The following is a 23,739-nucleotide window of genomic DNA, read 5'->3' on the forward strand; positions in this document are numbered from 1 at the left end:
TCCGCCCACAGATGACTGCCAGTCTCAGCATCAATAAGCTGTGTAGTGATCCGAACACGGTTACCATTACGCCGCACGCTGCCTTCAAGCACATAGCGAACGCCAAGCTCACGCCGTATCTGCTTCACGTCGACCGCGCGACCCTTGTAAGTAAAGCTCGAGTTTCGCGCGATGACAAGTAGCCACCAACTGCGCGACAACATTGTAATTATGTCCTCGGCGATTCCGTCGCCCAGGTAGTCCTGGTCTGGGTCTCCGGTCATGTTCGTGAATGACAGGACGGCGAGTGATGGCTTGTCGAGCGGCACGAGCGTCGGTCTCGGCGCTTCGGCTACGGTCACGGCCTTCGGCACCAAGTTTAACTGATAGACGCGCACAGGGCGGTCGATGTTCTTCAGACGCTGCTCGCCAAAGTCGACGAACTCAACCTCGACCCTCCCGCGCACTAGATCGTGGGCAGAAGACGAGATGCATATCCCACCCGGCTCTGCGATGCCCTCAAGGCGCGCCGCGATGTTGACGCCATCTCCGAAGATGTCGTTTTCATCGATCATAATGTCCCCGACGTGGATTCCGATGCGCAGCTCCATCCTTTGGTTTTGGAGCACCGCCGCATTTTGCTCGGCCATGCCGCGCTGGATTTCAACGGCACCGCGCGTTGCATCTACGGCACTGGCGAATTCGACCAGCATTCCGTCGCCCGTCGTTTTGACGATCCGTCCGCGATGGGCCGCGATTGTGGGGTCGACAAGAGTCTTTCTGAGCGCCTTTAGCCGGGCCAGCGTGCCTTCCTCGTCGGCACCCATGAGGCGGCTATAACCGGCGACATCCGCCGCCAGCACGGCCGCCAGCCTTCGTTCCACTCGCTCGCCGGTCAAATGATGCCCCTTAGATCGGCCACATCAGCCCGACTTACCAAAGCACGACGGACCCCGCTCGGGCTAGGGCCGACTTCCGAAGTGGGTCAGAAGCTACCCTGACGGCCCCGAAACGACACTTCCGGTCTGGCCCGATAAGCGGACGTCGCCAGACCGTCCGGTTGGTGCCAATCTGCGTCATAGGCGGCGATGTGCACCTTATTTTCTGAATGGACAAACTCGTTGAAATTGATTTGTAGCTGGCCTCATGCATGCTTAATCTGAGACCTTTCACGGAGAGGAACAGAAATGACTGCTAAAATCCTTTTGTCGCTCGCCACCGGCTGCACTCTCGCTTCAGTTTTTTTGTCGTCGGCGATGGCAACACCCGTGACCTTGGCGGATATATTACGTGGCGACGGCTCACGCTGGTGAATCCTTCGGCGGTCTGCGGGCTGGCAAATCGGGATTATTTGGATCAAACTTCGTGGCTCCATTGAGCCTAATGTCGACACGGCTGAGAAGCTCAATATATGCGTCGGCAAGTCTTGTGCGGTCATCGGACGTCCATCGACCGCGTCGGTCTATTTCGTCAATCCACCGAATGTTGTTCGCCAGGTAATCTCTCACAGGCGGAAGCCAGTCCAGACCGAGTATTCGTTGCTCGGACCAGGGAAACATCGCTGCATCAATGCCTTTGAGTTGAATATAGAAGCTCATTATTCGCTCGTAAATGAACACAATCAGAAAAACCGGGACTGGAGAGTAATATGGCATTTTGCGAAATACCTTGCTGGCGAGATGCGGATCGCTTTGAACAAGCTCAAAAATGGGCAAGACAATTTCCTGGCTCCAGCGCTCCCAAAAGCTCGGACTAGCGCACCAGAAATTGCAATAGATTGTTTGCTGGTTGGTTTGACGACCTAATTCGACAGGCAAATCAAATCCGATCGCGCGACAAACGCGCCGCATCCCATCTTCAAACCCTGGATGGCTGAGAGCAGCTTGCTCCACGCTGTGGTAACAGGTGTAAGGGACAAACGGCCGCCCATTGAAGCAATAAATTTCGCGCCCGGGATTCTGGCTTATCCAGTCTTTCACCTCGCGAGACGTGAGACTGGTCTTCGAGAAAAATTTTGGTGAAACAATTCCTGTAAGATTATGTCTTTCGAAGATACGGGACTGCGAGATGTAATGGTGGAGGGCGAGTTCCCTCAGTTCGGGAGATGGATTGTGAAGCCAGTCAAGGGTGATGAAACCCGGATCAAGATAGTCGCGGATGGCTTCATTGAAGAGGGGTTGATAGATGCCGATCGGAGAATTTAATCCGGACATTATGGGATTCCGCAGACCTTATGCCGTTGAAGAACTCGATCGACGGCGTCTAGTCGAGCGGACCACTTTCGCTTTTCCGCGACGCATGCCGCTGGGTTATTTCTTAATCTTTTGAATTCGGCTCCTCAGCTAGTGCTTTCTCGATTTCTGAGTAGAGCCTTTCGTCGCTCCAAATTTCAAAAGAAATACCAAGTAGTGACCTCATCTCCGCCACCAGTATCGGGTGTGCTATCCCAGCTCTGCTCCAATCTACCTTCTGGTCACGCGTTACCAAAATTGCACGCACAAATTTGGCTCCACTTGCCTGAGCCAATTGAAGCCCGGTTAGAAAATCAGCCCAGATGAAAAAATCACCATCACCGTCGTCCTTGAAGCCGGGCGGCGTCCTGGTTCTCTTCCTATATGCCGCAACATCTTTCAAAGCTGTGCGAGAGGCATAAGGGACCGATGCTCGGGCTTGCAACAACTCAAGGACCGCGACTGTCTTACGAACAGTCGCCTCGTCATACACGTGCCCGTGTTGTGCGCGAAACTCTTCCAGGAGTACCTCGATCTTTTCGGCGTATTCAGAAAAGAATGGTACAGCTTTTTTCAGTTCTGATTGAAACGAATCAAATTTTCTCTTCACATTGCGTTTGTCTCTGCGCCACCCGCAAGTCAAGGGGCTATGAGCCCGCTTCAACGCGCCGGCCGCAGCGCACCGCAGATCCCCGACCTGCGGGGGTTTTCTTTTGCTCAAATTGGATGGATAACCGGCGTCGCATGCCTTGCTCTCACATCCCGTGACGCGATGACCGACAGACGCCCTCTCCTGCGCGCGATCTTTGATGCCGCCGTCGCCGCCGCGCATCCCGATGTCGTGCTGGCGGCGCATCTGCGCCCGGTGCCGAAGGGACGGGTGATCTGCCTCGCCGCCGGCAAGGCCGCCGCCGCGATGGCCGCTGCGGCGGAGCGTCATTACCTCGACGCCCTCGAGATGGAACCGTCGCGTCTGCTGGGTATCGCCACCACCCGCCATGGCCACGGCGTTCCGACCCGGCGGATCAAGGTGATCGAGGCGGGTCATCCCGTTCCCGACGCGGCAGGATTAAAGGGCGCGGAGGACAGTTTGCAGCTCGCGCATCGCGCCACCGCCGACGATCTTTTACTGGTGCTGCTGTCGGGCGGCGGCTCGGCGAACTGGATCGCGCCGGCCAACGGCGTGTCGTTTGCACAGAAGCAGCAGGTGACGCGGGCGCTGTTGCGCTCGGGCGCGCCGATCGGCGAGGTCAACACCGTCCGCAAGCATCTGTCGCGGATCAAGGGCGGCCGGCTCGTGCGTGCCGGCAAGCATGCCGAAATCGTGACGCTGGCGATCTCGGACGTGCCGCACGACGATCCTTCCGCAATCGCATCGGGACCGACCGTGCCGGATCCGACCACGCTTGCGGATGCGCGCGCGATCGTCGCCAAATACGACCTGAAGCTCGATGACGCCATTGCCGATGCGCTTGAGGATGCCAGCAACGAAAGCTGCAAGCCCGGCGATCCCGTATTCGCGCGCGCGCGTTTCGAGCTGATCGCGCGGCCCAGGGCTTCGCTCGACGCCGCGATCAAACTGGCAACGGACGCCGGCTATGCCATCGTCGACCTCGGCGCCGATCTCGAAGGCGAAGCAAGAGTGGTCGCCGCCGATCACGCGCGGCTGGCGTTGCAGGCCCGCGCCGAGGGCAAGCAAACGGCGATCCTGTCGGGCGGCGAGCTCACCGTCACCGTGCGCGGCAACGGTCGCGGCGGCCCCAACCAGGAATATGCGCTGGCGCTGGCCGAACTGCTCAAGGACACATCGGGCATTTCGGCCCTGGCCGGCGACACCGACGGCGCCGACGGCGGCGCCGGCAGCGCCGACGATCCCGCGGGCGCCGTGATCGACGCGCGGACGTTTGCCAAGATGAAAACGCTCGGCCTCGATCCGAAGGCCTACCTCGACAACAACGACGCAACCGCATTCTTCACCGCCACCGGCGACCTGTTATCGACGGGCCCGACGCTGACCAATGTGAATGATATCAGGGTGATTTTGGTGGATGCGGTGTGAGGCGATCGTCGCGTGTCCCGGACGCGGTGCAGCGTTCTTCACGCTGCTCCGCAGAGTCGGGACCCAAAGCAGCCGCCCCGCTTCTAGCATGGACCCCGGATCTGCAGCGCACCGCTTCGCGCTGCGCAGCGTCCGGGGAACGCAGTCGCGCCCTAAAACTCCCGCGCAATCGTCGCCAGCATCTCGAGCAGCGCGGCGCGGTTGGCGGAACCCAGCAATTCGTTGAGACGCGCTTCGTGCTTGGCCGCCACCAGCTTCTTGGCGCGCGACAGCACCGCCCGGCCCTTGTCGGTCAGCATCAAAATATGAGAGCGGCGATCGTTGGTCGAACGCATCCGCACGCACAGGTCGCGGCTTTCGAGGCCATCGAGCATCGCCACGAAATTCGGCCGCAGGATGCCGAGGGTATTGGCGATCTCGGTCTGGTTGCGGCCCGGATTCTGGTCGAGCAAGAGCAGAACCGAGAACTGCGCCGGCGTCAGTTGCAGCGGCGCTACACACCGCAAGAAATCCTCGAAGATTTTCAACTGCGCGCGCTTGAGCGAATAGCCCAGCAATTCGGACAGTTCGCCCATCTGCAGCGGGGTGGTTTCCGCGGCAGTTTCGGCAGGCTCCTTGCGGGCAGGGCGCGCGCCCCTGGCGGGATCGGCGGCTGCGGTCTTGGAAACAGTCATCGCTTGAGGCTCGCAATCCCGCTAGTGTCTGCTCCAGCTGAACCAGACGCCGGCGGGATTTTTTGTTTGAGCGTGATCTTTTCGGAAAAACCGGTGTCCACTTTTCCGGACCATGCTCCAGGCTGGGAAAACCCGGCGAAAGCCGTCCGGGCCTTGAGATTATATTTGATAATTGTTATCCACCATACCAAATAGCGGCAGCGCTTTTCAACTGCTGTTATCGGACGGTCGCGCGGCTCTTCGGACTGCGACAGACCCGACGCAGAAGGGGAGCGCCCGGACTTGAACACGACGATCATGCTGTTCCTGGTGCAGGACGGCATCACCAACGGCGCGATCTATGCGTTGCTCGGCCTGGCGCTGGTGCTGGTATTCGCCGTCACCCGCGTGATCCTGATTCCGCAGGGCGAGTTCGTCACCTACGGCGCACTGACCTATGCCACGCTGTCGGCGGGCCAGGTACCGGGCTCCGCACGGCTGGCGGTGGCGATGGGCGTCGTGGCGTTCGGCCTCGATATGTTCGCCGGCCGAAGGTCGCTGCATCTGCGGCTGGTCGGGCGCGCGCTCGCGGTCGATATCATTCTGCCCTCGATCATCTTCGCCCTGACACTCTGGCTCGCCGGCCGACAGACCCCGATCGCAATCAATATCGCGCTGTCGCTGCTGATCGTCGCTGCGATCGGATTGTTTCTCTATCGCATCGCGTTCCAACCGATCGCCCACACCTCGGTGCTGGTGCTCCTGATCGCCTCGGTCGGTTGCCATCTCGCGCTGCAAGGCTTCGGCCTGGTGTTCTTTGGCGCCGAAGGCCAGCGCGGCCCACCCTTGTCGGATGCCGCATTCACCGTCGGCGCGCTGCGTTTTAGCGGCCAGAGCATCGCGGTCTACGCCATCACCGCCGCTTTCATCGTCGGGCTGTGGCTATTTTTCGGCTTCACGCTTTACGGCAAGGCGCTTCGCGCCACCGCCGTCAACCGCCTCGGCGCGCGCCTTGTCGGCATCCGCACCACGCTGTCGGGACAGATCGCATTCCTGCTGGCGTCGGTGATCGGGGCGATTTCCGGAATCCTGATCGTGCCGATCACGACATTGTATTACGACACCGGATTCCTGATCGGCCTGAAGGGTTTTGTCGCCGCGATCATCGGCGGCCTTGTAAGTTATCCCTTGACCGCCGTTGCGGCATTGGTGGTCGGTATCGTCGAGGCATTCTCTTCGTTCTATGCCAGCAACTTCAAGGAGGTCATCGTCTTCTTTTTGATCCTGCCGGTCCTGGTGCTGCGGTCGCTGGCCGCACCCGCGGTCGAAGAAGAGAAGGATTGACCCTTCGATGATGAAACGGTTGCCCATCATCGTGTTCGCGTGCGTCATGGCGGCGATCCCGTTCATCCCGGGCATGCCGCCATTCTGGATCGTGCTGCTCGACAATATCGGGCTATCGGCGCTGGTGGCGATGGGACTCGTGCTCCTGACCGGCGTCGGCGGCCTCACTTCGTTCGGCCAGGCCGCATTTTGCGGCTTCGGCGCCTATACCACCGCGGTGCTTGCAACGGCCTATGGCGTGTCGCCGTGGCTGACGTTGCCGCTTTCGCTGTTGGTCAGCGGCATCGCCGCGGTCGTGCTGGGCCTCGTGACGGTGCGGCTGTCAGGACACTACCTGCCGCTCGGCACCATCGCCTGGGGCATCGGGCTGTTCTACCTGTTCAGCAAGCTCGAATTCCTCGGCCGCAATGACGGCATTTCCGGCATTCCGCCGCTTTCGATCGGAAGCTTGCGGATGCTCGATCCCGGAACGATCTACTTTGCGATCTGGATCGCGGTGCTGATCTCGGCACTTCTCACCGTCAACCTTCTGGATTCCCGCACCGGCCGGGCGATCCGCGCGCTGCGGCGGGGCCACATCGCCGCCGAAGCCTTCGGCGTGCAGACGCCGCGGGCCAAGCTCCTGGTCTTCATCTATGCGGCGGTGCTGGCCGGTCTTTCCGGGTGGTTCTATGCGCATTTCGAGCGCGCCGTTAATCCGACGCCGTTCGGCGCGCAGGCCGGCATCGAATATCTCTTCATCGCGGTGGTCGGCGGCGCCGGTTATGTCTGGGGCGGCGTGCTGGGGGCGGCGATCGTCGTGGTCCTGAAAGAGGTCCTGCAGAGTTATTTGCCATATTTGTTTCACGGCGAAGGCCAGCTCGAGACTATCGTGTTCGGCATCCTGCTGGTGGTGCTACTGCAACTGGCGCCGACCGGGGTGTGGCCCTGGCTGATGACGCGATTGCCGTTCAGGCCTGGCCGCAAGCGGCCCGACACGTCGCTGGTCCTGCCGGCGCGTGCCCGGGCGGCGGCTGCCCCCTCCGTGCTGCTGGAGATCGACAATGCACGCAAGCAATTCGGCGGCGTGATCGCCGTCAATGACGTGAGCTTCGACGTCCAGGCCCGCGAAATCGTCGCATTGATCGGCCCCAATGGCGCCGGCAAGAGCACGACCTTCAACCTGATCACCGGCGTGCTCGCCTCATCCGGCGGCACCATCTCCGTGCTCGGCAGGAATATCGACCGGGCGCCGCCGCAGGAAGTGGCGAAGCTCGGCATCGCCAGAACCTTCCAGCATGTCAAGCTGGTGCCCGACATGACCGTGCTGGAAAATGTCGCGATCGGCGCGCATCTGCGCGGGCAGGCCGGCGCCCTCTCCAGCATGTTCCGGCTTGATCGCGCCGACGAGGCGAAATTGCTGGCGGAAGCGGCGCGCCAGATCGAGCGCGTCGGCCTTGCCGACCAGATCGATGCGCTGGCGGGAAGTCTGTCGCTCGGCCAGCAGCGCATCGTCGAGATCGCGCGGGCGCTGTGCGTCGACCCGATCCTGCTGTTGCTCGACGAACCCGCCGCCGGATTGCGGCATCTGGAGAAGCAGCAACTCGCAACCCTACTGCGTCAGTTGCGGGACGGCGGCATGTCGGTGCTGCTGGTGGAGCACGACATGGGATTCGTGATGGATCTGGCCGACCGCATCGTGGTGCTCGACTTCGGCACCAAGATCGCCGAGGGCACGCCGCAGGCCATCAAGACCAATCCCGAGGTGATCAAGGCCTATCTCGGAGCGGTCGCATGAATCCCGATACGCGCGCGCTGTTGACGGTGTCCGATGCGCATGTCGCCTACGGCAAGGTCGAAGCCGTGCGCGCGGTGTCGCTCGAGGTCGCCGACAACGAGATCGTCACCATCATCGGCGCCAACGGCGCCGGCAAGACCACGCTGCTGAATGCCATCATGGGCATCCTGCCGCTGAAGGGTCGCGCCAGCCTTGCCGGCGCCGACATGGCGCAGCTCGAGATCGAGGACCGGGTCGCGGCCGGCCTCAGCCTGGTGCCGGAGCACCGCGAACTCTTCAGCGCCATGAATGTCGAGGACAATCTGCAGCTCGGCGCGTTCCGGGTCGCGAAAGCGGCCGCGGCCGCAGCCTTCGAGCGAGTCTACGCGCTGTTTCCGCGGCTGAAGGAGCGGCGCAGGCAACTGGCGGGGACGCTGTCCGGCGGCGAGCAGCAGATGCTGGCGATGGGCCGCGCCTTGATGGGTGCGCCACGGCTTCTGATGCTGGACGAGCCGAGCCTCGGGCTCGCGCCGATCATCGTCGCCGATATTTTCCGCACCATCGGCGAGTTGCGCGCCGGCGGGGTGTCGGTGCTGCTGGTCGAACAGAACGCACAGGCAGCCCTGCAAATCGCCGACCGCGCCTATGTGATGGAGCTCGGCGAGTTTATCCTGAATGGCCCGGCAAAGGAGATCGCCGGCAACGATCGCGTCGCCGCGAGCTATCTCGGATTTACGCACGAGGGTGCGAGCGGGATTTAAGTCAAGCGAGCCCCGCGAACGATAGACTGTTAACCTGCCAAGAAAAAAGCCGGCCCTGCGAGGGCCGACTCATTATTCATGCAACCGCCTCGCTCACTGCGTCAGAACGTACTTGCCGTCCTTCACGGTCAGGAGGATGCGCGCGCGGTCGTCGAGGCCGTAGCGGTCCTTTTCGGTGAAGTTGTAAACGCCCTGGCTCGCGGCGATCTCATGTTCGGTGAGTAATGCCTGGCGGATAGCTTCACGGAATTCCGGCGTTCCCGGCTTTGCCGTCTTCAGCGCCACGGGAACCACGCGCTCGAGCACCTTGAAGGCATCATAGGAATGCCCGGCAAACTGGCTGCGGCTGTTGGGGCCATATTTGGCTTCATAGGCGGTGTCGAGCGCAAGACCCGGCTTCTTGGTGAGCGCGCTGTCGGGTTGATCCTCAGGATCCATCACCGGACCCGACGCCATGATCACGCCTTCGGCGGCCTTCCCCGCGATGCGGATGAAGTCCATGCTGGCGGCACCGTGGTTGTGATAAATCAACCCCTTATAGCCGCGCGCGCGCAATTCAGTCTGCGGCAATGCCGCAGCCGTGCCTGACCCGCCAACCAGGATCGCGTCCGGATTGGCGGCGATCAGCTTCAGCACCTGCCCGGTAACTGACGTGTCCGGGCGCGCATAGCGCTCCTCATCAACGATCGTCAGGCCCAGCGGCACGCCCTGCGTCTTGAGGTCGTTGAACCAGAGATCGCCATAGGAATCGGAGTAACCGATATAGCCGACGGTCTTGACGTCATGCATCTTCATGTGCGCGTACAAGCCCTTGCCCATGAGCGGCACCGGCTGCGGCATCGACACCGACCATTTGGCGCGCTCCGGCGTAATCGGAAATGGCGCGAGGCTGATATGCGGAACGCCGGCTTCATTGGCGACCGTCGACACCGCGACCGTCGGCGGCGTGGTGGACGAGCCCATGATGATGTCGGCCTTGGACTCCGTGACGAAACGCCGCGCGTTGGTGGTGGCGTTGGTCGGGTCGCCGCCGTCGTCGAGCACGATCACCTTGAGCGGCACGCCCCCGATTTCCTTGGCCACGAATTCGAGCGCGTTGCGTTCGGGAATGCCGAGTGCCGCCGCCGGTCCCGTGGTGGTGACGGTAATCCCGATCACGATTTCATTGGTTTGCGCCATGGCCGGCAACGCCGGCAGCGCCAGAGACGCCGCGATCACAGCGGCCGACAGACAGAACTTGTTCATTGATTCCTCCCTAAGGCGTTGTTTTCCATTCTAGATCAATCGAGGCCCAATTCAGCCCCTTCTTTAGGTCATGCGTCTCTTTCGGTCACGGGCTTGTTAAATCATAGGCTTGTTGAATCATAGGCTTGGCCGATTCACCCCCGCTTGAACCGTGCGACGATCTCCTCCGGCACGGCCGCGGATTTCAGCCGTGCAGGGTCGTCCGGATGCCGTCCCACCAGCACCCGGGTTTCGAACGCCTCGATCGCCAAAGCCTCCCCCTTGAACACGCGGTGGGTGACCTCGAAGCTCGAGCGGTTGAAGCTCTCGACCCGGCTCTCGATCGCGATCCAGTCGCCATGGGTCGATGCGATATGAAACTTCGCCCGCGTGTCCACCATCGGAATCCCGACCAGGCCGTATTTCCTGATGATGTCCTGCTTGGAGAACCCGGCGGCTTCGAACAGGATCGAAGTCGAATCGTCGAACATCTCGAAGTAGCGCGGGTAATAAACGATGTTGGCGGGGTCGCAGTCGCCCCACTGGATCTGTACGTCCCTGCGGTTGACGAACATGCGATGCCCTTAGCGCGGCGCCATGCGAAGCGCAGCGTCGAGTCGCACCACCTCGCCGTTCAGATAGGGATTGTCGATCATGTGCAGCGCCAATGAAGCGAATTCGTCGGCGTGGCCGAGCCGGCGCGGAAACGGGATCGCGGCGGCGAGACTGTCCTGTGCTTCCTGCGGCAAATTCGCCAATAGCGGCGTAAGAAACAGGCCCGGCGCGATGGTGAGGACGCGAATGCCGAACTGCGCCAGTTCGCGCGCGATCGGCAGCGTCATCGCGACGATGCCGCCCTTCGACGCCGCATAGGCCGACTGCCCGATCTGGCCGTCATAGGCCGCGACCGATGCGGTGCAAATCACCACGCCGCGCTCGCCGGTCGAAAGCGGCTCCAGCTTGGACATCTCCGCGGTCGCCAGCCGCAGCATGTTGAAGGTGCCGATCAGGTTGACCTTGATCACCTTGTCGAAATCGGCGAGCGGCATCGGACCCTCGCGACCGATCACCCGCTTGGCGACGCCGATGCCGGCGCAATTGACCAATACCCGCGCAGGGCCATGGGCCTTGCCAGCCGCCACGATGGCGGCCTCGGCGGAGGCTGCGTCGGCAACGTCGCAAACGATCGCAACGCCCTTGATTTCGGCGGCGACGCTTTCGGCCAATTTGGCGTTGAGGTCGCACACGGCGACCTTGGCGCCTTGCGCGGCAAGCCGGCGCGCGGTCGCGGCGCCCAATCCCGAAGCACCGCCGGTGACGATGGCGGCCTGATCCTTCAACTGCATGGTTCTCTCCCCTGGCGGCTACTTGTTCGATGTTGGCTACAGCGTTATCACCTGCGCGGTCGGCGCCGGCGAATAAAGTTCCTCGACTATATCAGCCCGATGATCCAGCACCGCGCGCTGGTTGATCGAACCCTTGTCGGTGACCTCGCCGCGATCGATCGACAGCGGCGTGTCGAGCAGCACGACGCAGGTGATTCTTGTCGACGATCCTGTCGAGGTCGCCAGAAATTTTATCAATCGTTCGCGAAATGCCTGGCGGATCACCGGATCGGCTGCTGCAGCCGCAAGATCATCTGGTGCAAGCGCCGGATTGACCAGCCGGCAGCCATCGAGATCGAGAACAACCAGCGCCGACACCTCGTCGCGGTTGATGCCCGCGATCACGGCATCGCGCACGATCGGCGCGCAGGCCGCGACAAACCGCGCGCGGAGCGGACCGACGCTGACCCAGGTGCCGCTGGCCAGCTTGAAATCCTCGGCGATGCGGCCGTCGAAATCGAAGCCGGCGCCGAGATCGCCGGGATCGGCCGGCTTGAGCGCGTCACCGAATTTGTAGAAACCTTCCTCGTCGAAGGCATTCGCAGTCAGTTCCGGCTGACGCCAATAGCCCGGCGTCACGTTCGGTCCTTTGGCGCGGACCTCCACCTTGCCGTTGTTCGGGACCAGCTTGGCATCGTTGCCCGACACCGGAAGCCCGACATGGCCGGAGCGGCTGGTGGCCGGCCGCACCGACATGAAGAACGGCGCGGTCTCGGTGGCGCCGAGGCCGGTCAGCATCGGGACGCGAACGCCGGTTTCCTGCACGGCGAGTTCGTCGAGGCTGTTCCAGACAAAGGGCGACAGCGCCGCGCCGCTGAAGAACATCGCGTGCAGGCGGTGAAAGAATTTCGCGCGCAAGGCCTTGTCGTCGCGCAAATAGGGCAGCAGCGATTCATAACCCTTGGGCACGTTGAAATAGACCGTCGGCGAAATCTCGCGAAGATTGCGCACGGTCTCCTCGATGCCGCCCGGCATCGGCTTGCCCTCGTCGAGATACATCGAGCCGCCGTTGAACAGCGTCAGCCCGATATTGTGGTTGCCGCCGAAGGTATGATTCCACGGCAGCCAGTCGACGATGACAGGCGGCTCGTCCTTGAGGAACGCCAGCGTCTCGCGCAGCATCACCTGGTTGGCGCAGATCATGCGCTGGGTATTGATGACCGCCTTGGGATTGCCGGTCGAGCCGGATGTGAGCAGGAATTTTGCGATGGTGTCCGGGCCGATGGCGTCATGCACGGCATCGAGGCGCGGATGTTCCGGCGTTTCCAGTAACTCGCTCAGCATCGTCGTGCCACGACCGGGCAGCGCGCCATGCGAGGCGACGATCTCGGTTGCTGCGGGAATATTGACGGAGAGCGCCTCGGCAAACCTGTTCGCGTCGTCGGCGAACACCAGACCGGGCGTCAGCAATTTGACGAGGTAGCCGAGCTTGCCGTAGTCCTTCGACACCAGCGAATAGGCTGGAGATACCGGGCAAAACGGAATCCCCGCATAAAGCGCGCCGAACGCGATCAAGGCGTGATCGATCGAATTGCCGGAGAGGATAACGATCGGTTTTTCGGTCGAAAGGTCGCGCGCGAGCAACGCCGACGCGATACGCCGGCTTGAATCCAGCAAATGCGCGTAGGTTAGTTGCCGCCATCCGCCGCCGGCGGCGCGTTCCGCCATGAACACGCGATCCGGCTCGGCCCTGGCCCAATGGTGCAGCCGGTCGGTAATCCGAACCGGATATTCCCCGAGTGGAATTTTCGGGCGCAGATAGATCGTGCCGTCGTCGCGGCGCTCGACCGTGACGGCGGGATCGCCGAACGAAATCGCGCGCAGCGGATACGTCTCGCTGGCCGGGACAGATATGTTGGGTCTCGCACTCATGTCACGCGGGCTTTACCTTGGCGGTCTTGCGGTCGAGGAACGCGCGGATCCGAAGCTTGGCCTCCTTGTCGCTCTGGGCAACCGTCGCCATCAGCGATTCCATCAACAGGCCGGTTTGCGGATTGGCCTCCGCGATCATCGGCAGCGCCTGCAACACCGCGAAATTCGTCAGCGGCGCATTGTTTGCCACCCGCGTGGCAAGTTCCATCGCCTTGGCGAACGCGTTGCCATCTTCGGTGAGATATTGCGCAAAGCCGTAGGACGCGCCTTCGGTCGCGGAATAGACCCTCCCCGTCAGCATCATATCGGTCATCCGCGCAACCCCGATCAGCCGCGGCAGCCGTACCGATCCGCCGCCGCCGACGAAAATGCCGCGCTGTCCCTCGGGCAGCGCGAAATAGGCCGAGGGTTCGGCGACGCGAATATGCGCCGCACAGGCAAGCTCCAGCCCGCCGCCGATCACCGCACCCTTGAGCGCTGCGATCACCGGCACGCGGCTATATTGAATCCGGTCGAACACCCGATGCCACATCTGCGAATGCCGCAAGCCGTCGGTGGCGTCGTGCTCGGTCAGTTCCGACAGGTCGAGGCCCGACGAGAAATGATCGCCGATGCCGTGGATCACCACCGCACCGATGCCGTCGGGCAGGCTGGAAAAGCAATCCTGGATCGCCAGAACAATGCCGTCGTTGAGCGCGTTGCGCTTGGCCGGGCGGTTGAGACCCACGGTCAGCACCGCGCCCACGGTCTCGATCCGGAGCAGCGCGGAGGACCCGGCGATCGCGGCGGCGGTGGCGTTTCCCATTGTTATTTTACGTCCTGTCCAGAATAGTTATGTTTTATAACGATTGGAGGGGGAGTCAATAAGCGGCTTTCTTACCCTCCCCTGGAGGGGGAGGGTCGGTTCGCATGAGCCAACGGGTCGGCGCGAAGTGCCGCCCGATGATAAACTCCGCGAAAGCGAAACGGGGTGGGGTGACAGTCGCTCAAAGCGCGCACCGTTCAAAGCGAGCGACCTTCACCCCATCCCGCCGCTCATTTCATGAGCGTCGACCCTCCCCTTCCAGGGAGGGTATAGTGATAACGATGAAATAGGCCGATTTTGACCTTTGCCCGATTTTAAAAGTCGATGTAGTGACGTCCGCTCAAGGCGCAGGTGAGGCAACTCTGGAGGGTTGGTACAATGCTGATGTTCCGCGCATCCACGATCTGTTTCAAGTGATCGTTAGCGGACCACAATGTCTTGATCGTAGACCCAGACACTCCGTAGGCCACAAGAACGTTTTTCGTTTGGCTCACCGAATTGATCAATAATGCTTTGAGGGTCAAGATCGGTCATTACCACGAACCGATAAGCAGGCCGGCGCGATAAATCAAAGCGGCTCTCCCGATATCTTGCAAGGTCATTTCCCCAAAAAAGGGCTTTTCCATCCGGCGTGATCGGATCAATCTGATATTTCCAGTCGCTCATGACTTCGATCCGCCGCGCCTGCCAAAATCCCGCCAAGCCGTCACGTAAACCAAGATCTGAAACACAAGTTGAATCGTTAATATTCCACAACGATCCGTTTGGCGCGACGCCTGTATGGAGGATCAGTGCGACCGGTACGGCAACGCTTGACCAAGAGAAAAGCGCCAACACGCCGCGATAACGCGTAAAAAGTACTGCGGTAACGGCGGCGGCCCCAAAGATGACCGGCCACCAAATCAAGGGAGTGAGATATCGATACGAGCCGCGACCCTCGTACAAAAATCCAACTGTCAAAGTTATTGCAGCCAGCATCGAGGCGGCGCCAAACATCCAATAGAAACTGACTGATTGCCGGTTACGCAAGTACAAAATTGGAACCGCACGCAAAACACGATCGCTGGCGTAATTGTTCCAACAAACGTTGATGCATCAACTTGGCTCGCGAATAGCATCACGCGAGTAGTAATATTAGAAAACTCTATTCGGGGAAGTGGCTGCTGATGTGGCAATAAGTCAGCTAAGAACCAGCCAACAATAGTACCAAGCACAATTGAGCCGATGGGTGCGAGTCCCTGACGATCATGCGGTCCTCGAATGAGGAGAACCAACAACATCGGGGCCACAAAATAAAAAACGAAGATGCGATCTGACAATACAATCATGCAGCAAACGAGACATAAGACCCCGATTCGTAACCAACTGAATGCCCTCCTTAAATTGTGGACGAGGATTGCGGCCAGAATCGAAACAATGAACGCACCCCCATGCGTTATCGGCTGTAGCGTAAGGATGTGTCGTCCGCCACCAGATTTTGCCATCTCAACAATCATAAGAACCAGTGTCACCAGCCATACCGCGGAGACCGCTTCGCGAGCCGAAAGATTGGTGATGCCACTTAAAACGGTGCCGCAGCCGTATAGCAAAGTGCAAAACCAAACCGCTGCTCCAACGAAGATAGCCGCACGCCAGGAACCCGTGATCAACTGTACAGGCACGGACGTCAGAAAGTCTGGAAACAGGCTCGGCGCCGTGGGAAACTGAAATTCCTGCCAATTGTATCGATCGAAGAATACGTGGTTAGTCCAGTCAACGATCAATAAGTTATCGCTATTGAGGAACTTGGAAACAAAACTGCTTCTCGAAAATGCAAATAACAGAAAGAGTGTTCCTCCCAAAAGCTCCCATGCAATTGGCGGATATTTTAGACCAGCGTCGACCTGCGAAGTTCGGGCAGCCATATATCGTTCATATCATGCGCAGTTCCGAGAAGTACACAAGCGCACTTCGTCCTTCGACACCCCTGAGTGCTCGTAGCGACTTCGGTGGAGTGCGGACCAATTCATTAACGTCGGCACGAACCCTTTCGATGGCCTTTTGCACTCGCTCATTTGGCGGAAGAAATTGCAGGGTCGTGATGCAGTTCGTCAGCTTGCGGCGCGACCCCCCACCCCCGACCCCTCCCCGCCGCTTCGCGGAGGGAGGGGAGAAGCAGAGAAGGAAATGAAACCTCACAGCACCTGATGCACGTCGATCACGACGCGGTCGGCGTGGCGCGCGGCCGAGCCGATGAACAAGTTCTCCATCAGCCAGCGGTACCTCGCGCTGCCGGTCTCAAAACGCGGCGCTGTGCGGAAATAGATCAGCTTGGGATCGACCGGCTCGCCGCGCTTGAGCCGCTGCAACAGTTCGACCGGGCCGAAGCGAAGTCCCTTGTTCTCGATATAGACCACCGCGCCATCGTCGGTCTCGAAGGCGTATTTCGCCTCGAGTTCGATCAACTCGTTGGGGCGGATGATCTGGAAGTCCGCGCCGAACGCACAGACCTTGCCGGTGATTTCGCCGCTCACCTCGCCGCCGATGATGGGGATGATCCGGCGCACGCCGTGCCCGATATCGCCGGCCGACGTCACCTCGCCGATCCGGGCGGTGATGGTGAAGACATATCGGGTCGAAAGCTGCGGCGTCATCGGGAACCCCCTATCTCAGCATGTGCTGCGGCAACCAGGTCGCCAATACCGGAAACGCGATCAGGATCACCAGCCGAACCAGATCGGTCGCCACGAACGGGATCACGCCCCTGAAGATTGTCGCAAACGACACGTCCTTGACCACGCTCTTGATGACGAAGACGTTCATTCCGACCGGCGGATGGATCAGGCCGAGTTCCACCGTCATCACGATGATGACGCCGAACCAGATCGGGTCGAAGCCAAGATGCGAGATCACGGGAAAGATGATCGGCACCGTCAGGATGATCATCGCCATCGCGTCCATCAGGCAGCCGAGCACCAGGTACATCACCATGATCAGGGCAAGCACGCCGTAGCTGCCGAGACCGAGGCCGGTGAGAAATTCGGTGACCTTTTGCGGGGTTTGCGTCACCGTGAGGAAATAGCCGAAGATCAACGCGCCGATCAGCACCGTGAACACGGCGGCGGCGGTGCGGGTCGCCTGCAGCAGCGAAGCGAGAATCTTTTCGCGGTCGAGCCGTCCGGTCATCACGCCGATCAGGAACGCGCCGGTGGCACCGACGCCGCCGGCTTCGGTCGGAGTGAAGCGCGGCAGAAATGGCAGGCCATAGAGTCCGCCGATGACGAACACGAACAGCAGCACCGGCGCCCAGATATCCTTCAGCCCGGCAAACCGCTCGCGCCATGTGGTCTGCGGTCCGGTTGGCAGAAAACCCGGCCGGACGTAACCGATCAGCGTGATGGTCATCATGTACATGGTCATGGCGAGAATGCCCGGAATGATGCCGGCCATGAACAGCTTGCCGATGTCCTGCTCGGTGATGATGCCGTACACCGCCAGCACCGTCGATGGCGGCAGCATCGCGCCCAGGGTGCCGCCGGCCGCGATCACGCCGGTGGCAAAGGATTGCGGATAGCCGAACCGGCGCATTTCCGGATAGGCCACGGCCGAAAAGGTCGCGGCGGTTGCCACCGAGGAGCCGCAGATGGCGGCAAAGCCGCCGCAGGCTGCGACGGTGGCAATGCCCAACCCGCCGCGCAGATGTCCGACAAAGCCGTTGGCGGCGCGGAACAGTTCGCGGCTCATGCCGGAATTGCTGACGAATGTCCCCATCAGCAGGAACATTGGAATCACACCGAAGGTATAATCCGTCACCGTACGCATCGAGGTCTGGCCGACCAGCTTGAGCGCGGGCGAGAACCCGACCAGGTAGCCGAATCCGGAGACGCCGACGAGGCCCATCGCCATGCCCACCGGCACCCGCAGCAGCATCAGCGCAAACAGGGTGACGAAGCCGAGGACGGCGACGGCGTCGGTGCTCATGCTATTCCGTGCCCTTGACCTTGGGGTCGTGCATCGCCTCCGGATTGAAAATCAGGCGATAGGTGCGGATCGCGATCAGCAGCACCGCCGAGACATCGCCGGCCCATGCCACCGCAAAGAACGGCCAGTTCGGCATGTGCATCTCGAAAGTGAGGACATTGTCGTTATAGGTGCCTCGCACCTTGTCGAACAGCGTATAAGTCTGCACCGTCACCACGAACAGCAGCACCAGGGTCGCGAACACGTCGATCATGCGCTGGTATTTCGGACCGACATTGGCCCAGATCAGGTCGACCGTGATGTGCCCGCCGCGATAGCTGGTGGCGGCGATGCCCCAGAAGATCAGGATGCCGAGCAGCATGCGTCCGATATCGAACGAATCCGGGATCGCATAGTTGAAAGTATTGCGCAGAATAACGGCCAGGAAGATGTTGGCGGCGACAAGCCCGACGAAGCCGGCGGCGATCCATTCGATCGTGTCGATGAAACGATCCATAGAAGCGCGATTCATGCCCGCTCCGGACGGCTGACGATGGCAGGAAAGACGGCGGCGGGCGATCCCGCCGCCGCATCGATCGGTTGCAAACTCTACTGCGCCAAAGCGTTGTACTTGGTGAGCGACGCACGCAATTCGGCCAGCGCCGCGTCCGGATCGACGCCTTTGGCCTTGACGCCTTCAGCCCAGGTCTTGACCAGCGGCTCGGCGGCCTTCTTCCACGACGCCGTCTGCTCCGCTGTCAGCTTGTAGACTTCGTGCCCTTCCTCCGCCTTCACCTTGTCGATACCGGCGTCTTCAAACTTGCCCCAGGGTTCTCCGACGCGGCCGGCGGCTTCGGTGTTGCAGTTGTCGTCGATTGCTTTCTTCTGCCGGTCGGACATCTGGTTGTATTTGTCCTTGTTCATCACGAAGGCGAAGGTCGTGACGTACAGCGGCGCGTCCATGTGATATTTCGTCACCTTGTCGATGCCGAACAGCACCAGCGATCCCCACGGGAAGGTGACGGCGTCGGCAACGCCGCGCTCGATGATGTCGCGGACCTCCGGCGCCGAGGATTGCACATTGGTGCCCCCAAGCAGCGTCACGAAATTCGCGATCGTGGCGTCGGCAGGACGGACCTTCATGCCCTTGATATCATCCGGCACCACGATTTTCTTGGTGCGCGAATGAAACGAGGACGGCGAATGGATAAACGCCAGGCAGAACTTGACGTCCTTCATCTCGGTCTCGGCATATTTCCGGTACCAGGCGTCGAGCCCCATCGAGCCGCCCTTGGCGTCCGACATCAGGAACGGCAATTCGCCGGCGCCGATGATCGGGAAACGGCCGGGCTGATAACCCGGATTGACGTAGGTAACGTCGGCGATACCGTCGCGCGCCATGTCATAGTGGTCGAAAGCCTTGCCAAGCTGCTGGGCGGGATAAACCTTGTAGGTAATGGTGCCGCCAGACGCCTTCTCCACCGCGGCGCCCCAGTCTTCCAGCGCCTTTTGCAACGGATGCGAGGCCGGCACCCAATGCGACAGTTTCAGCTCGAAGGTCTTTTCCTGCGCGAGCGCAGGCGTCACACTGGCGGCCAACAGCAACGCCAACAACGTTTTCCTCATCGACATCTTCTCCCTCGCGATATCAGGGCTTTAATGTCCCTTTGCGGATATTGTTATATGATATAATTATCATTGCAAGCAGCTGCGGCCACGTCCGCAACTTACGTTCAAGCCTATAACATCCAGGGGAGCAAGTATTGCGGACAAAAGTAGCAATCATTGGCGCGGGGCCGGCGGGATTGCTGCTGGGGCAACTGCTTCACAAAAGCGGAATCGACAACGTCATTCTGGAGCGCCAGACGCCGGATTACGTGCTCGGCCGCATCCGCGCCGGACTGCTCGAGGAAGGAACGGTGGCGCTGCTCGATGAAGTCGGCGCCGGCGCGCGCGCCCACCGCGAGGGCCTGGTTCACCATGGCGTCGAATTGGCGTTTGGCGGCGCGCGTCATCGCATCGACATGAAGGCCGCCACCGGCAAGACGGTGATGATCTATGGCCAGACCGAAGTGACGCTCGACCTGATGAACGCGCGCCGCGCCGCCGGTCTCACCGCGGTCTATGAAGCCGCCGACGTCCAGCCGCATGATTTCGACACCGACCATCCGCGCGTCACTTACGCCAAGGACGGCGTGACGCACGAGATTGCCTGCGATTTCATCGCCGGCTGCGACGGCTTTCACGGCGTCAGCCGCGCCAGCGTCAAGCCTTCGGCGATCGAGACGTTCGAACGGGTCTATCCGTTCGGCTGGCTCGGGATCCTGTCGGAGACGCCGCCGGTCAGCCAAGAATTGATCTACACCAACCACGCCAGGGGATTTTCGCTTTGCACCATGCGATCGATGCATCGCAGCCGCTATTACCTGCAATGTCCGCTCGACGATCACATCGATCAATGGCCGGACGAACGATTCTGGGATGAATTGAAGCGGCGGCTGGATCAAAAGGCGGTGGACAATCTGGTCGCCGGGCCTTCGATCGAAAAAAGCATCGCGCCATTGCGCAGCTTCGTCACCGAGCCGATGCGGTTCGGGCGGATGTTCCTCGCCGGCGACGCCGCCCATATCGTGCCGCCGACCGGCGCCAAGGGCCTCAACCTCGCCGCCAGCGACGTGCATTATCTCGCCGCCGCCTTGCGCGAATACTACGCCGGGAAGTCTTCCGCCGGGATCGACGGCTATTCCGCAAAGGCGCTGGCGCGGGTCTGGAAAGCGGTGCGCTTTTCCTGGTGGATGACCTCGATACTGCATCGGTTTCCGGACACCGAAGGTTTCGGCGCGCGGATTCAGCTTGCGGAGCTGGATTATCTCGTGAACTCGAAGGCGGCGACGGCATCCTTGTCGGAGAATTATGTCGGACTGCCGTATTAGGCAGCCGTCGTTGCGAGGAAGTGATGCTCACTCTCTACTTCGCGCCGGGCTCAAGTTCGATGGCGGTGCACATCGCGCTGCACGAGATCGGCGTACCCTTTGAAGGCAAGCCGATGTCGTTCAGGAATAACGACCTGCGCAGGCCGGATTATCTTGCACTCAATCCGGAAGGCAAGGTCCCCACGCTTGTCGTCGACGGGCGCCCGCTCACCGAAGTTGCCGCGATCCTCTATTATCTCGCCAAGCGTTTTCCGGATGCGGAGTTGCTGCCGCGAGACGATCTTGAGGCCGATGCGCAGGCGCTGTCGTGGATGTCGTTCATTGCCTCCACGCTGCATCCGGCACGCCGGCACGGATTGGAATACGCCAAGGGAGTCTACGGCATTGCCGACAAGCGCCTGGGAAACGGGTGGGCGCTGGGGCGCTATTCGATCGCCGATATCCACCTGTTCCGGCTGTACTGGCGGCTCGCCAATTCGCTCAGGCCCGCGCCCGAGGAATTTCCGAACCTGACTGCGCATTACGCGCGCATGATGGCCCGGCCGGCGGTGCAGCGGACCATCGAGATTGAAACCGCGGTCGGGTACGAACTGCCGGCTTGATCAACATGCCGTGCTGTAACGGTTTCAAACAACCGCTGAAATAGCGCTTTAAACTTTGTAAGCGGTGCATTTGGCTTGTGGATCGCGTTCAATAGCGAAAACGCATCTCCAACACGCGAGCCCGTTGACATGACCGACAACGATATCCCCGCAGGCTTCGAACGCCAGACCCGGCGCATTCCACTCACCGACCCGTGGGAGCCTATCTATTCGAAGCTGACGCCCGAGGCGATCATCCTGGGCTTGCGGCTCGCCTCGCCGCATACCAATGCGCGCGGGTTCGCCCACGGCGGGTTGATCGCAGCGCTGGCGGACAAGGCGATGGGACACAGCTGCGGCCGCAAGATGCGCGGCGCCTCTTCGCTGGTAACGGTCAGCATGTCAGTCGATTACATCAGCAGCGCCCAGGTCGGACAATGGCTCACGGTAGAGACCGACGTGATCAAGACCGGCAGCACGATCTGTTTCGCGCAAAGCCTGATAAAAGCCGATGACGTCGTGATCGCGCGCGCCAATGCGACGTTCCGGGTGGTGCCCAAGAAGCAATGATACGGGCCTATCGCCCGCCGAAATGCCAGTCGCTGAGCTCCACCGCGAGATCGATGAAGGTGCGCACCTTGGCCGACAACAGCCGCGAGGTCGGATAGACGATGTGGATCGGCAGCGGAGGCTGCTCGAATTTTGCCAGGACGATCTTGAGCCGGCCGGCCTTGATCGAGGCGGCCGCCTGATAGGCCATCACCCGGGTCAGGCCGCCATCCTGCTCGGCATACTGGATCGCGGCATCCGCGCTGTTGGTGATGAAACGCGGCGTGGACGCCACCCGAATCTCGCGGCCACCCTCGACAAAACGCCAGTCCGGCGGCGCGGTCATGGCGCCAAATTGAATCGTCGCGTGCGAGGCGATTGCCCCGGGCGTTTTCGGCTCGCCGCGCTGCTTGAGATAGCCCGTTGAGGCGACCACGATCCGCCGCATCTCGCCGAGCTGGCGCGCCACCAGGCTGGAATCGGCGAGGTGCCCGATCCTGACCGCGAGATCGACGCCGTCTTCCACCAGGTTGATCATGCGATCCGACAGCCGCAGTTCACCGCTAACTTCCGGATAGCGCTTGAGATAGGCCGACATCAGCGGGCTGACATGGAGCCGTCCAAATCCGATCGGCGCCGAGACCGACAGCCGCCCGCTTGGCCGCCGGCGCTCCTCCTGCGCCGATTCCTCGGCTTCCTCAAGGTCGGCAAGAATGCGCCTGATCCGCTCGAGATAGCGCGCGCCCACATCGGTCAGCGTCACCGAGCGGGTGGTCCGTTGCAGCAGCCGGGCGCCGAGATGGTCTTCGAGCGCGGCCACCAGCCGGGTCACGCCGGAAGGCGACAGCCCGAGCTTGCGCGCCGCCGGCGCAAAACCCCGGAGATCGGCCACCGTGGCAAAGGCCTGCATGGCATCGATACGGTCCATGGCATTATTTCATATATTGCAATTATCAAGTGTCAATCGAAAGGATTGCACGAATTTGGAAAAAGGCCCACTTCCAAGGCCGACACCGTCCAGCCGGAGATTTTCCGATGCCAGACATTCACAGCTCTTCCAGTGATGTGGCCTTCACCCCGGCGGTGAAAGCTGTTCAGACCCGCAAAGGGTCTCGCCTTGCCTATGCAGGGGTCGAGCAGAACGGCGGCTGGCGCACCGAGGTCGACGCCGACCTTGCCGCGTTTCTCGCCACACAGGACAGCCTGTTCATGGCGACCGCGACGGCCGACGGACAGCCCTATATCCAGCATCGCGGCGGACCGAAGGGCTTCATCAAGGTGCTGGACAGGAACACGCTGGCGTTCGCCGATTACAGCGGCAACCGGCAATACATCACTCAGGGCAATCTCACCGAAAACCCGAAGGCCTGCATTTTCCTGATGGATTATGCCCATCGCCGCCGCGTCAAGATCTGGGGCGAGGCGCGCGTGGTCGATGACGATCCGGCGCTGCTGCAATCGCTGATGCCGCAAGGCTACAAGGCGCGGCCCGAACAGGTGATCCTGTTCGGGATTTCGGCGTGGGACACCAACTGCCCGCAACATATCCCGCAGAAATTCGACGCCGCCGATGTCGCGGCGGCGCTGGCCGCGCGCGATGCGCGGATCGCCGAACTCGAGGCGGAACTGGCGACGTTGAAAGACCTGCCCTCCGCAGGCCACTGAGGT

25 protein-coding genes are annotated in these 23,739 nt (G+C 61.1%); 8 read left to right on the forward strand and 17 right to left on the reverse strand.

Annotated features, from left to right (window positions below; all coding sequences use genetic code 11):
• The 3 genes from E7813_RS11240 to E7813_RS11250 all read right to left on the reverse strand — a co-directional run.
• Nucleotides 1-878 (reverse strand): adenylate/guanylate cyclase domain-containing protein (locus E7813_RS11240; RefSeq protein WP_291573802.1); only part of this gene is annotated, 878 nt, incomplete at its 3' end.
• A 402-nt stretch (nucleotides 879-1,280) separates the two neighbouring features.
• The gene (locus E7813_RS11245; protein ID WP_291573803.1) at nucleotides 1,281-2,192 is read right to left on the reverse strand and encodes a hypothetical protein; all 912 of its coding nucleotides are present in this window, start codon (nucleotides 2,190-2,192) and stop codon (nucleotides 1,281-1,283) included.
• 103 nt (nucleotides 2,193-2,295) lie between these two features.
• Nucleotides 2,296-2,820, reverse strand: coding sequence for a PIN-like domain-containing protein (locus E7813_RS11250; RefSeq protein WP_291573804.1), 525 nt, complete (start codon nucleotides 2,818-2,820; stop codon nucleotides 2,296-2,298).
• 162 nt (nucleotides 2,821-2,982) lie between these two features.
• Here E7813_RS11250 and E7813_RS11255 point away from each other — a divergent pair, with 162 nt between their 5' ends.
• Nucleotides 2,983-4,269: a glycerate kinase gene (locus E7813_RS11255; RefSeq protein ID WP_291573806.1), complete on the forward strand. Its 1,287-nt coding sequence runs from the start codon at nucleotides 2,983-2,985 to the stop codon at nucleotides 4,267-4,269.
• Between the two features lie 152 nt (nucleotides 4,270-4,421).
• On the opposite strand, the gene E7813_RS11260 is transcribed toward E7813_RS11255, so the two are convergent.
• Both E7813_RS11260 and E7813_RS11265 read right to left on the reverse strand, forming a co-directional pair.
• Complete coding sequence (locus E7813_RS11260) at nucleotides 4,422-4,943, reverse strand: MarR family transcriptional regulator (protein WP_291573807.1); 522 nt, start codon at nucleotides 4,941-4,943, stop codon at nucleotides 4,422-4,424.
• Nucleotides 4,940-5,242, reverse strand: coding sequence for a hypothetical protein (locus E7813_RS11265; protein WP_291573809.1), 303 nt, complete (start codon nucleotides 5,240-5,242; stop codon nucleotides 4,940-4,942). Before E7813_RS11265 ends, E7813_RS11260 begins: the two co-directional genes overlap by 4 nt.
• Between E7813_RS11265 and E7813_RS11270 the strand changes: the two genes are divergently transcribed.
• From E7813_RS11270 to E7813_RS11280, 3 genes are read left to right on the forward strand one after another with little or no spacing between them, the layout of a single operon-like run.
• Nucleotides 5,226-6,266: a branched-chain amino acid ABC transporter permease gene (locus E7813_RS11270; protein WP_291573812.1), complete on the forward strand. Its 1,041-nt coding sequence runs from the start codon at nucleotides 5,226-5,228 to the stop codon at nucleotides 6,264-6,266. The two genes, E7813_RS11265 and E7813_RS11270, sit on opposite strands and share 17 nt — an antisense overlap.
• 7 nt (nucleotides 6,267-6,273) lie before the next feature.
• On the forward strand, nucleotides 6,274-8,043 hold the full coding sequence (locus tag E7813_RS11275; RefSeq protein ID WP_291573814.1) for a branched-chain amino acid ABC transporter ATP-binding protein/permease: 1,770 nt from the start codon (nucleotides 6,274-6,276) through the stop codon (nucleotides 8,041-8,043).
• Nucleotides 8,040-8,783, forward strand: coding sequence for an ABC transporter ATP-binding protein (locus E7813_RS11280; protein WP_291573817.1), 744 nt, complete (start codon nucleotides 8,040-8,042; stop codon nucleotides 8,781-8,783). Before E7813_RS11275 ends, E7813_RS11280 begins: the two co-directional genes overlap by 4 nt.
• 93 nt (nucleotides 8,784-8,876) lie before the next feature.
• Here the strand turns inward: E7813_RS11280 and E7813_RS11285 are convergent, their stop codons facing one another.
• From E7813_RS11285 to E7813_RS11335, 11 genes are all read right to left on the reverse strand, one after another.
• Nucleotides 8,877-10,028: an ABC transporter substrate-binding protein gene (locus tag E7813_RS11285; RefSeq protein WP_291573819.1), complete on the reverse strand. Its 1,152-nt coding sequence runs from the start codon at nucleotides 10,026-10,028 to the stop codon at nucleotides 8,877-8,879.
• Nucleotides 10,029-10,162: 134 nt separating this feature from the next.
• Nucleotides 10,163-10,582: a thioesterase family protein gene (locus tag E7813_RS11290; RefSeq protein WP_291573820.1), complete on the reverse strand. Its 420-nt coding sequence runs from the start codon at nucleotides 10,580-10,582 to the stop codon at nucleotides 10,163-10,165.
• Between the two features lie 9 nt (nucleotides 10,583-10,591).
• The gene (locus E7813_RS11295; protein ID WP_291573822.1) at nucleotides 10,592-11,353 is read right to left on the reverse strand and encodes an SDR family NAD(P)-dependent oxidoreductase; all 762 of its coding nucleotides are present in this window, start codon (nucleotides 11,351-11,353) and stop codon (nucleotides 10,592-10,594) included.
• Between the two features lie 36 nt (nucleotides 11,354-11,389).
• Entirely contained in the window at nucleotides 11,390-13,264 is a 1,875-nt protein-coding gene (locus tag E7813_RS11300) for a feruloyl-CoA synthase (protein ID WP_291573826.1), read from the reverse strand.
• A gap of 1 nt (nucleotide 13,265) precedes the next feature.
• A complete protein-coding gene (locus E7813_RS11305) occupies nucleotides 13,266-14,075 on the reverse strand; it encodes a crotonase/enoyl-CoA hydratase family protein (protein ID WP_291573972.1) in 810 nt (269 codons plus the stop codon).
• A 414-nt stretch (nucleotides 14,076-14,489) separates the two neighbouring features.
• Entirely contained in the window at nucleotides 14,490-15,047 is a 558-nt protein-coding gene (locus tag E7813_RS11310) for a hypothetical protein (protein WP_291573828.1), read from the reverse strand.
• Nucleotides 15,032-15,973: a hypothetical protein gene (locus E7813_RS11315; RefSeq protein ID WP_291573830.1), complete on the reverse strand. Its 942-nt coding sequence runs from the start codon at nucleotides 15,971-15,973 to the stop codon at nucleotides 15,032-15,034. Before E7813_RS11315 ends, E7813_RS11310 begins: the two co-directional genes overlap by 16 nt.
• Before the next feature lie 270 nt (nucleotides 15,974-16,243).
• Nucleotides 16,244-16,702, reverse strand: coding sequence for a DUF3237 domain-containing protein (locus tag E7813_RS11320; RefSeq protein WP_291573832.1), 459 nt, complete (start codon nucleotides 16,700-16,702; stop codon nucleotides 16,244-16,246).
• A 10-nt stretch (nucleotides 16,703-16,712) separates the two neighbouring features.
• Nucleotides 16,713-18,029: a TRAP transporter permease gene (locus E7813_RS11325; protein ID WP_291573835.1), complete on the reverse strand. Its 1,317-nt coding sequence runs from the start codon at nucleotides 18,027-18,029 to the stop codon at nucleotides 16,713-16,715.
• A gap of 1 nt (nucleotide 18,030) precedes the next feature.
• A complete protein-coding gene (locus tag E7813_RS11330; protein ID WP_291573838.1) occupies nucleotides 18,031-18,540 on the reverse strand; it encodes a TRAP transporter small permease in 510 nt (169 codons plus the stop codon).
• 77 nt (nucleotides 18,541-18,617) lie between these two features.
• Nucleotides 18,618-19,634, reverse strand: a complete 1,017-nt coding sequence (locus E7813_RS11335; RefSeq protein ID WP_291573973.1) for a TRAP transporter substrate-binding protein — start codon at nucleotides 19,632-19,634, stop codon at nucleotides 18,618-18,620.
• A gap of 137 nt (nucleotides 19,635-19,771) precedes the next feature.
• Here E7813_RS11335 and pobA point away from each other — a divergent pair, with 137 nt between their 5' ends.
• The 3 genes from pobA (at nucleotide 19,772) to E7813_RS11350 (ending at nucleotide 22,092) form a co-directional block, all read left to right on the forward strand.
• Nucleotides 19,772-20,941 carry a 4-hydroxybenzoate 3-monooxygenase gene (gene pobA, locus E7813_RS11340; RefSeq protein WP_291573839.1) on the forward strand — a complete coding sequence of 390 codons (1,170 nt, stop codon included), beginning with the start codon at nucleotides 19,772-19,774 and terminating at the stop codon, nucleotides 20,939-20,941.
• Between the two features lie 23 nt (nucleotides 20,942-20,964).
• A complete protein-coding gene (locus tag E7813_RS11345; protein ID WP_291573841.1) occupies nucleotides 20,965-21,543 on the forward strand; it encodes a glutathione S-transferase family protein in 579 nt (192 codons plus the stop codon).
• Nucleotides 21,544-21,672: 129 nt separating this feature from the next.
• Nucleotides 21,673-22,092, forward strand: a complete 420-nt coding sequence (locus E7813_RS11350; protein ID WP_291573843.1) for a PaaI family thioesterase — start codon at nucleotides 21,673-21,675, stop codon at nucleotides 22,090-22,092.
• Between the two features lie 7 nt (nucleotides 22,093-22,099).
• Here the strand turns inward: E7813_RS11350 and E7813_RS11355 are convergent, their stop codons facing one another.
• Complete coding sequence (locus E7813_RS11355; RefSeq protein ID WP_291573845.1) at nucleotides 22,100-22,999, reverse strand: LysR family transcriptional regulator; 900 nt, start codon at nucleotides 22,997-22,999, stop codon at nucleotides 22,100-22,102.
• Nucleotides 23,000-23,106: 107 nt separating this feature from the next.
• On the opposite strand from E7813_RS11355, the gene E7813_RS11360 reads away from it, so the two are divergent.
• Nucleotides 23,107-23,736 carry a pyridoxamine 5'-phosphate oxidase family protein gene (locus E7813_RS11360; RefSeq protein ID WP_291573847.1) on the forward strand — a complete coding sequence of 210 codons (630 nt, stop codon included), beginning with the start codon at nucleotides 23,107-23,109 and terminating at the stop codon, nucleotides 23,734-23,736.
• Nucleotides 23,737-23,739 lie beyond the last annotated feature (3 nt).

The sequence above is a fragment of the Bradyrhizobium sp. genome (assembly GCF_004799405.1).
Lineage (GTDB): Bacteria > Pseudomonadota > Alphaproteobacteria > Rhizobiales > Xanthobacteraceae > Bradyrhizobium.

Excerpts from the sequence above, each read along its gene's own strand:
- E7813_RS11245 (WP_291573803.1), bottom strand. The coding sequence starts at position 2,192 with ATGTCCGGATTAAATTCTCCGATCGGCATCTATCAACCCCTCTTCAAT.
- E7813_RS11255 (WP_291573806.1), top strand. The coding sequence starts at position 2,983 with ATGACCGACAGACGCCCTCTCCTGCGCGCGATCTTTGATGCCGCCGTC.
- E7813_RS11260 (WP_291573807.1), bottom strand. The coding sequence starts at position 4,943 with ATGACTGTTTCCAAGACCGCAGCCGCCGATCCCGCCAGGGGCGCGCGC.
- E7813_RS11265 (WP_291573809.1), bottom strand. The coding sequence starts at position 5,242 with ATGATCGTCGTGTTCAAGTCCGGGCGCTCCCCTTCTGCGTCGGGTCTG.
- E7813_RS11275 (WP_291573814.1), top strand. The coding sequence starts at position 6,274 with ATGATGAAACGGTTGCCCATCATCGTGTTCGCGTGCGTCATGGCGGCG.
- E7813_RS11280 (WP_291573817.1), top strand. The coding sequence starts at position 8,040 with ATGAATCCCGATACGCGCGCGCTGTTGACGGTGTCCGATGCGCATGTC.
- E7813_RS11285 (WP_291573819.1), bottom strand. The coding sequence starts at position 10,028 with ATGAACAAGTTCTGTCTGTCGGCCGCTGTGATCGCGGCGTCTCTGGCG.
- E7813_RS11290 (WP_291573820.1), bottom strand. The coding sequence starts at position 10,582 with ATGTTCGTCAACCGCAGGGACGTACAGATCCAGTGGGGCGACTGCGAC.
- E7813_RS11295 (WP_291573822.1), bottom strand. The coding sequence starts at position 11,353 with ATGCAGTTGAAGGATCAGGCCGCCATCGTCACCGGCGGTGCTTCGGGA.
- E7813_RS11300 (WP_291573826.1), bottom strand. The coding sequence starts at position 13,264 with ATGAGTGCGAGACCCAACATATCTGTCCCGGCCAGCGAGACGTATCCG.
- E7813_RS11310 (WP_291573828.1), bottom strand. The coding sequence starts at position 15,047 with ATGCTGGCTGCAATAACTTTGACAGTTGGATTTTTGTACGAGGGTCGC.
- E7813_RS11315 (WP_291573830.1), bottom strand. The coding sequence starts at position 15,973 with ATGGCTGCCCGAACTTCGCAGGTCGACGCTGGTCTAAAATATCCGCCA.
- E7813_RS11320 (WP_291573832.1), bottom strand. The coding sequence starts at position 16,702 with ATGACGCCGCAGCTTTCGACCCGATATGTCTTCACCATCACCGCCCGG.
- E7813_RS11325 (WP_291573835.1), bottom strand. The coding sequence starts at position 18,029 with ATGAGCACCGACGCCGTCGCCGTCCTCGGCTTCGTCACCCTGTTTGCG.
- E7813_RS11330 (WP_291573838.1), bottom strand. The coding sequence starts at position 18,540 with ATGAATCGCGCTTCTATGGATCGTTTCATCGACACGATCGAATGGATC.
- E7813_RS11335 (WP_291573973.1), bottom strand. The coding sequence starts at position 19,634 with ATGAGGAAAACGTTGTTGGCGTTGCTGTTGGCCGCCAGTGTGACGCCT.
- E7813_RS11345 (WP_291573841.1), top strand. The coding sequence starts at position 20,965 with ATGCTCACTCTCTACTTCGCGCCGGGCTCAAGTTCGATGGCGGTGCAC.
- E7813_RS11350 (WP_291573843.1), top strand. The coding sequence starts at position 21,673 with ATGACCGACAACGATATCCCCGCAGGCTTCGAACGCCAGACCCGGCGC.
- E7813_RS11355 (WP_291573845.1), bottom strand. The coding sequence starts at position 22,999 with ATGGACCGTATCGATGCCATGCAGGCCTTTGCCACGGTGGCCGATCTC.
- E7813_RS11360 (WP_291573847.1), top strand. The coding sequence starts at position 23,107 with ATGCCAGACATTCACAGCTCTTCCAGTGATGTGGCCTTCACCCCGGCG.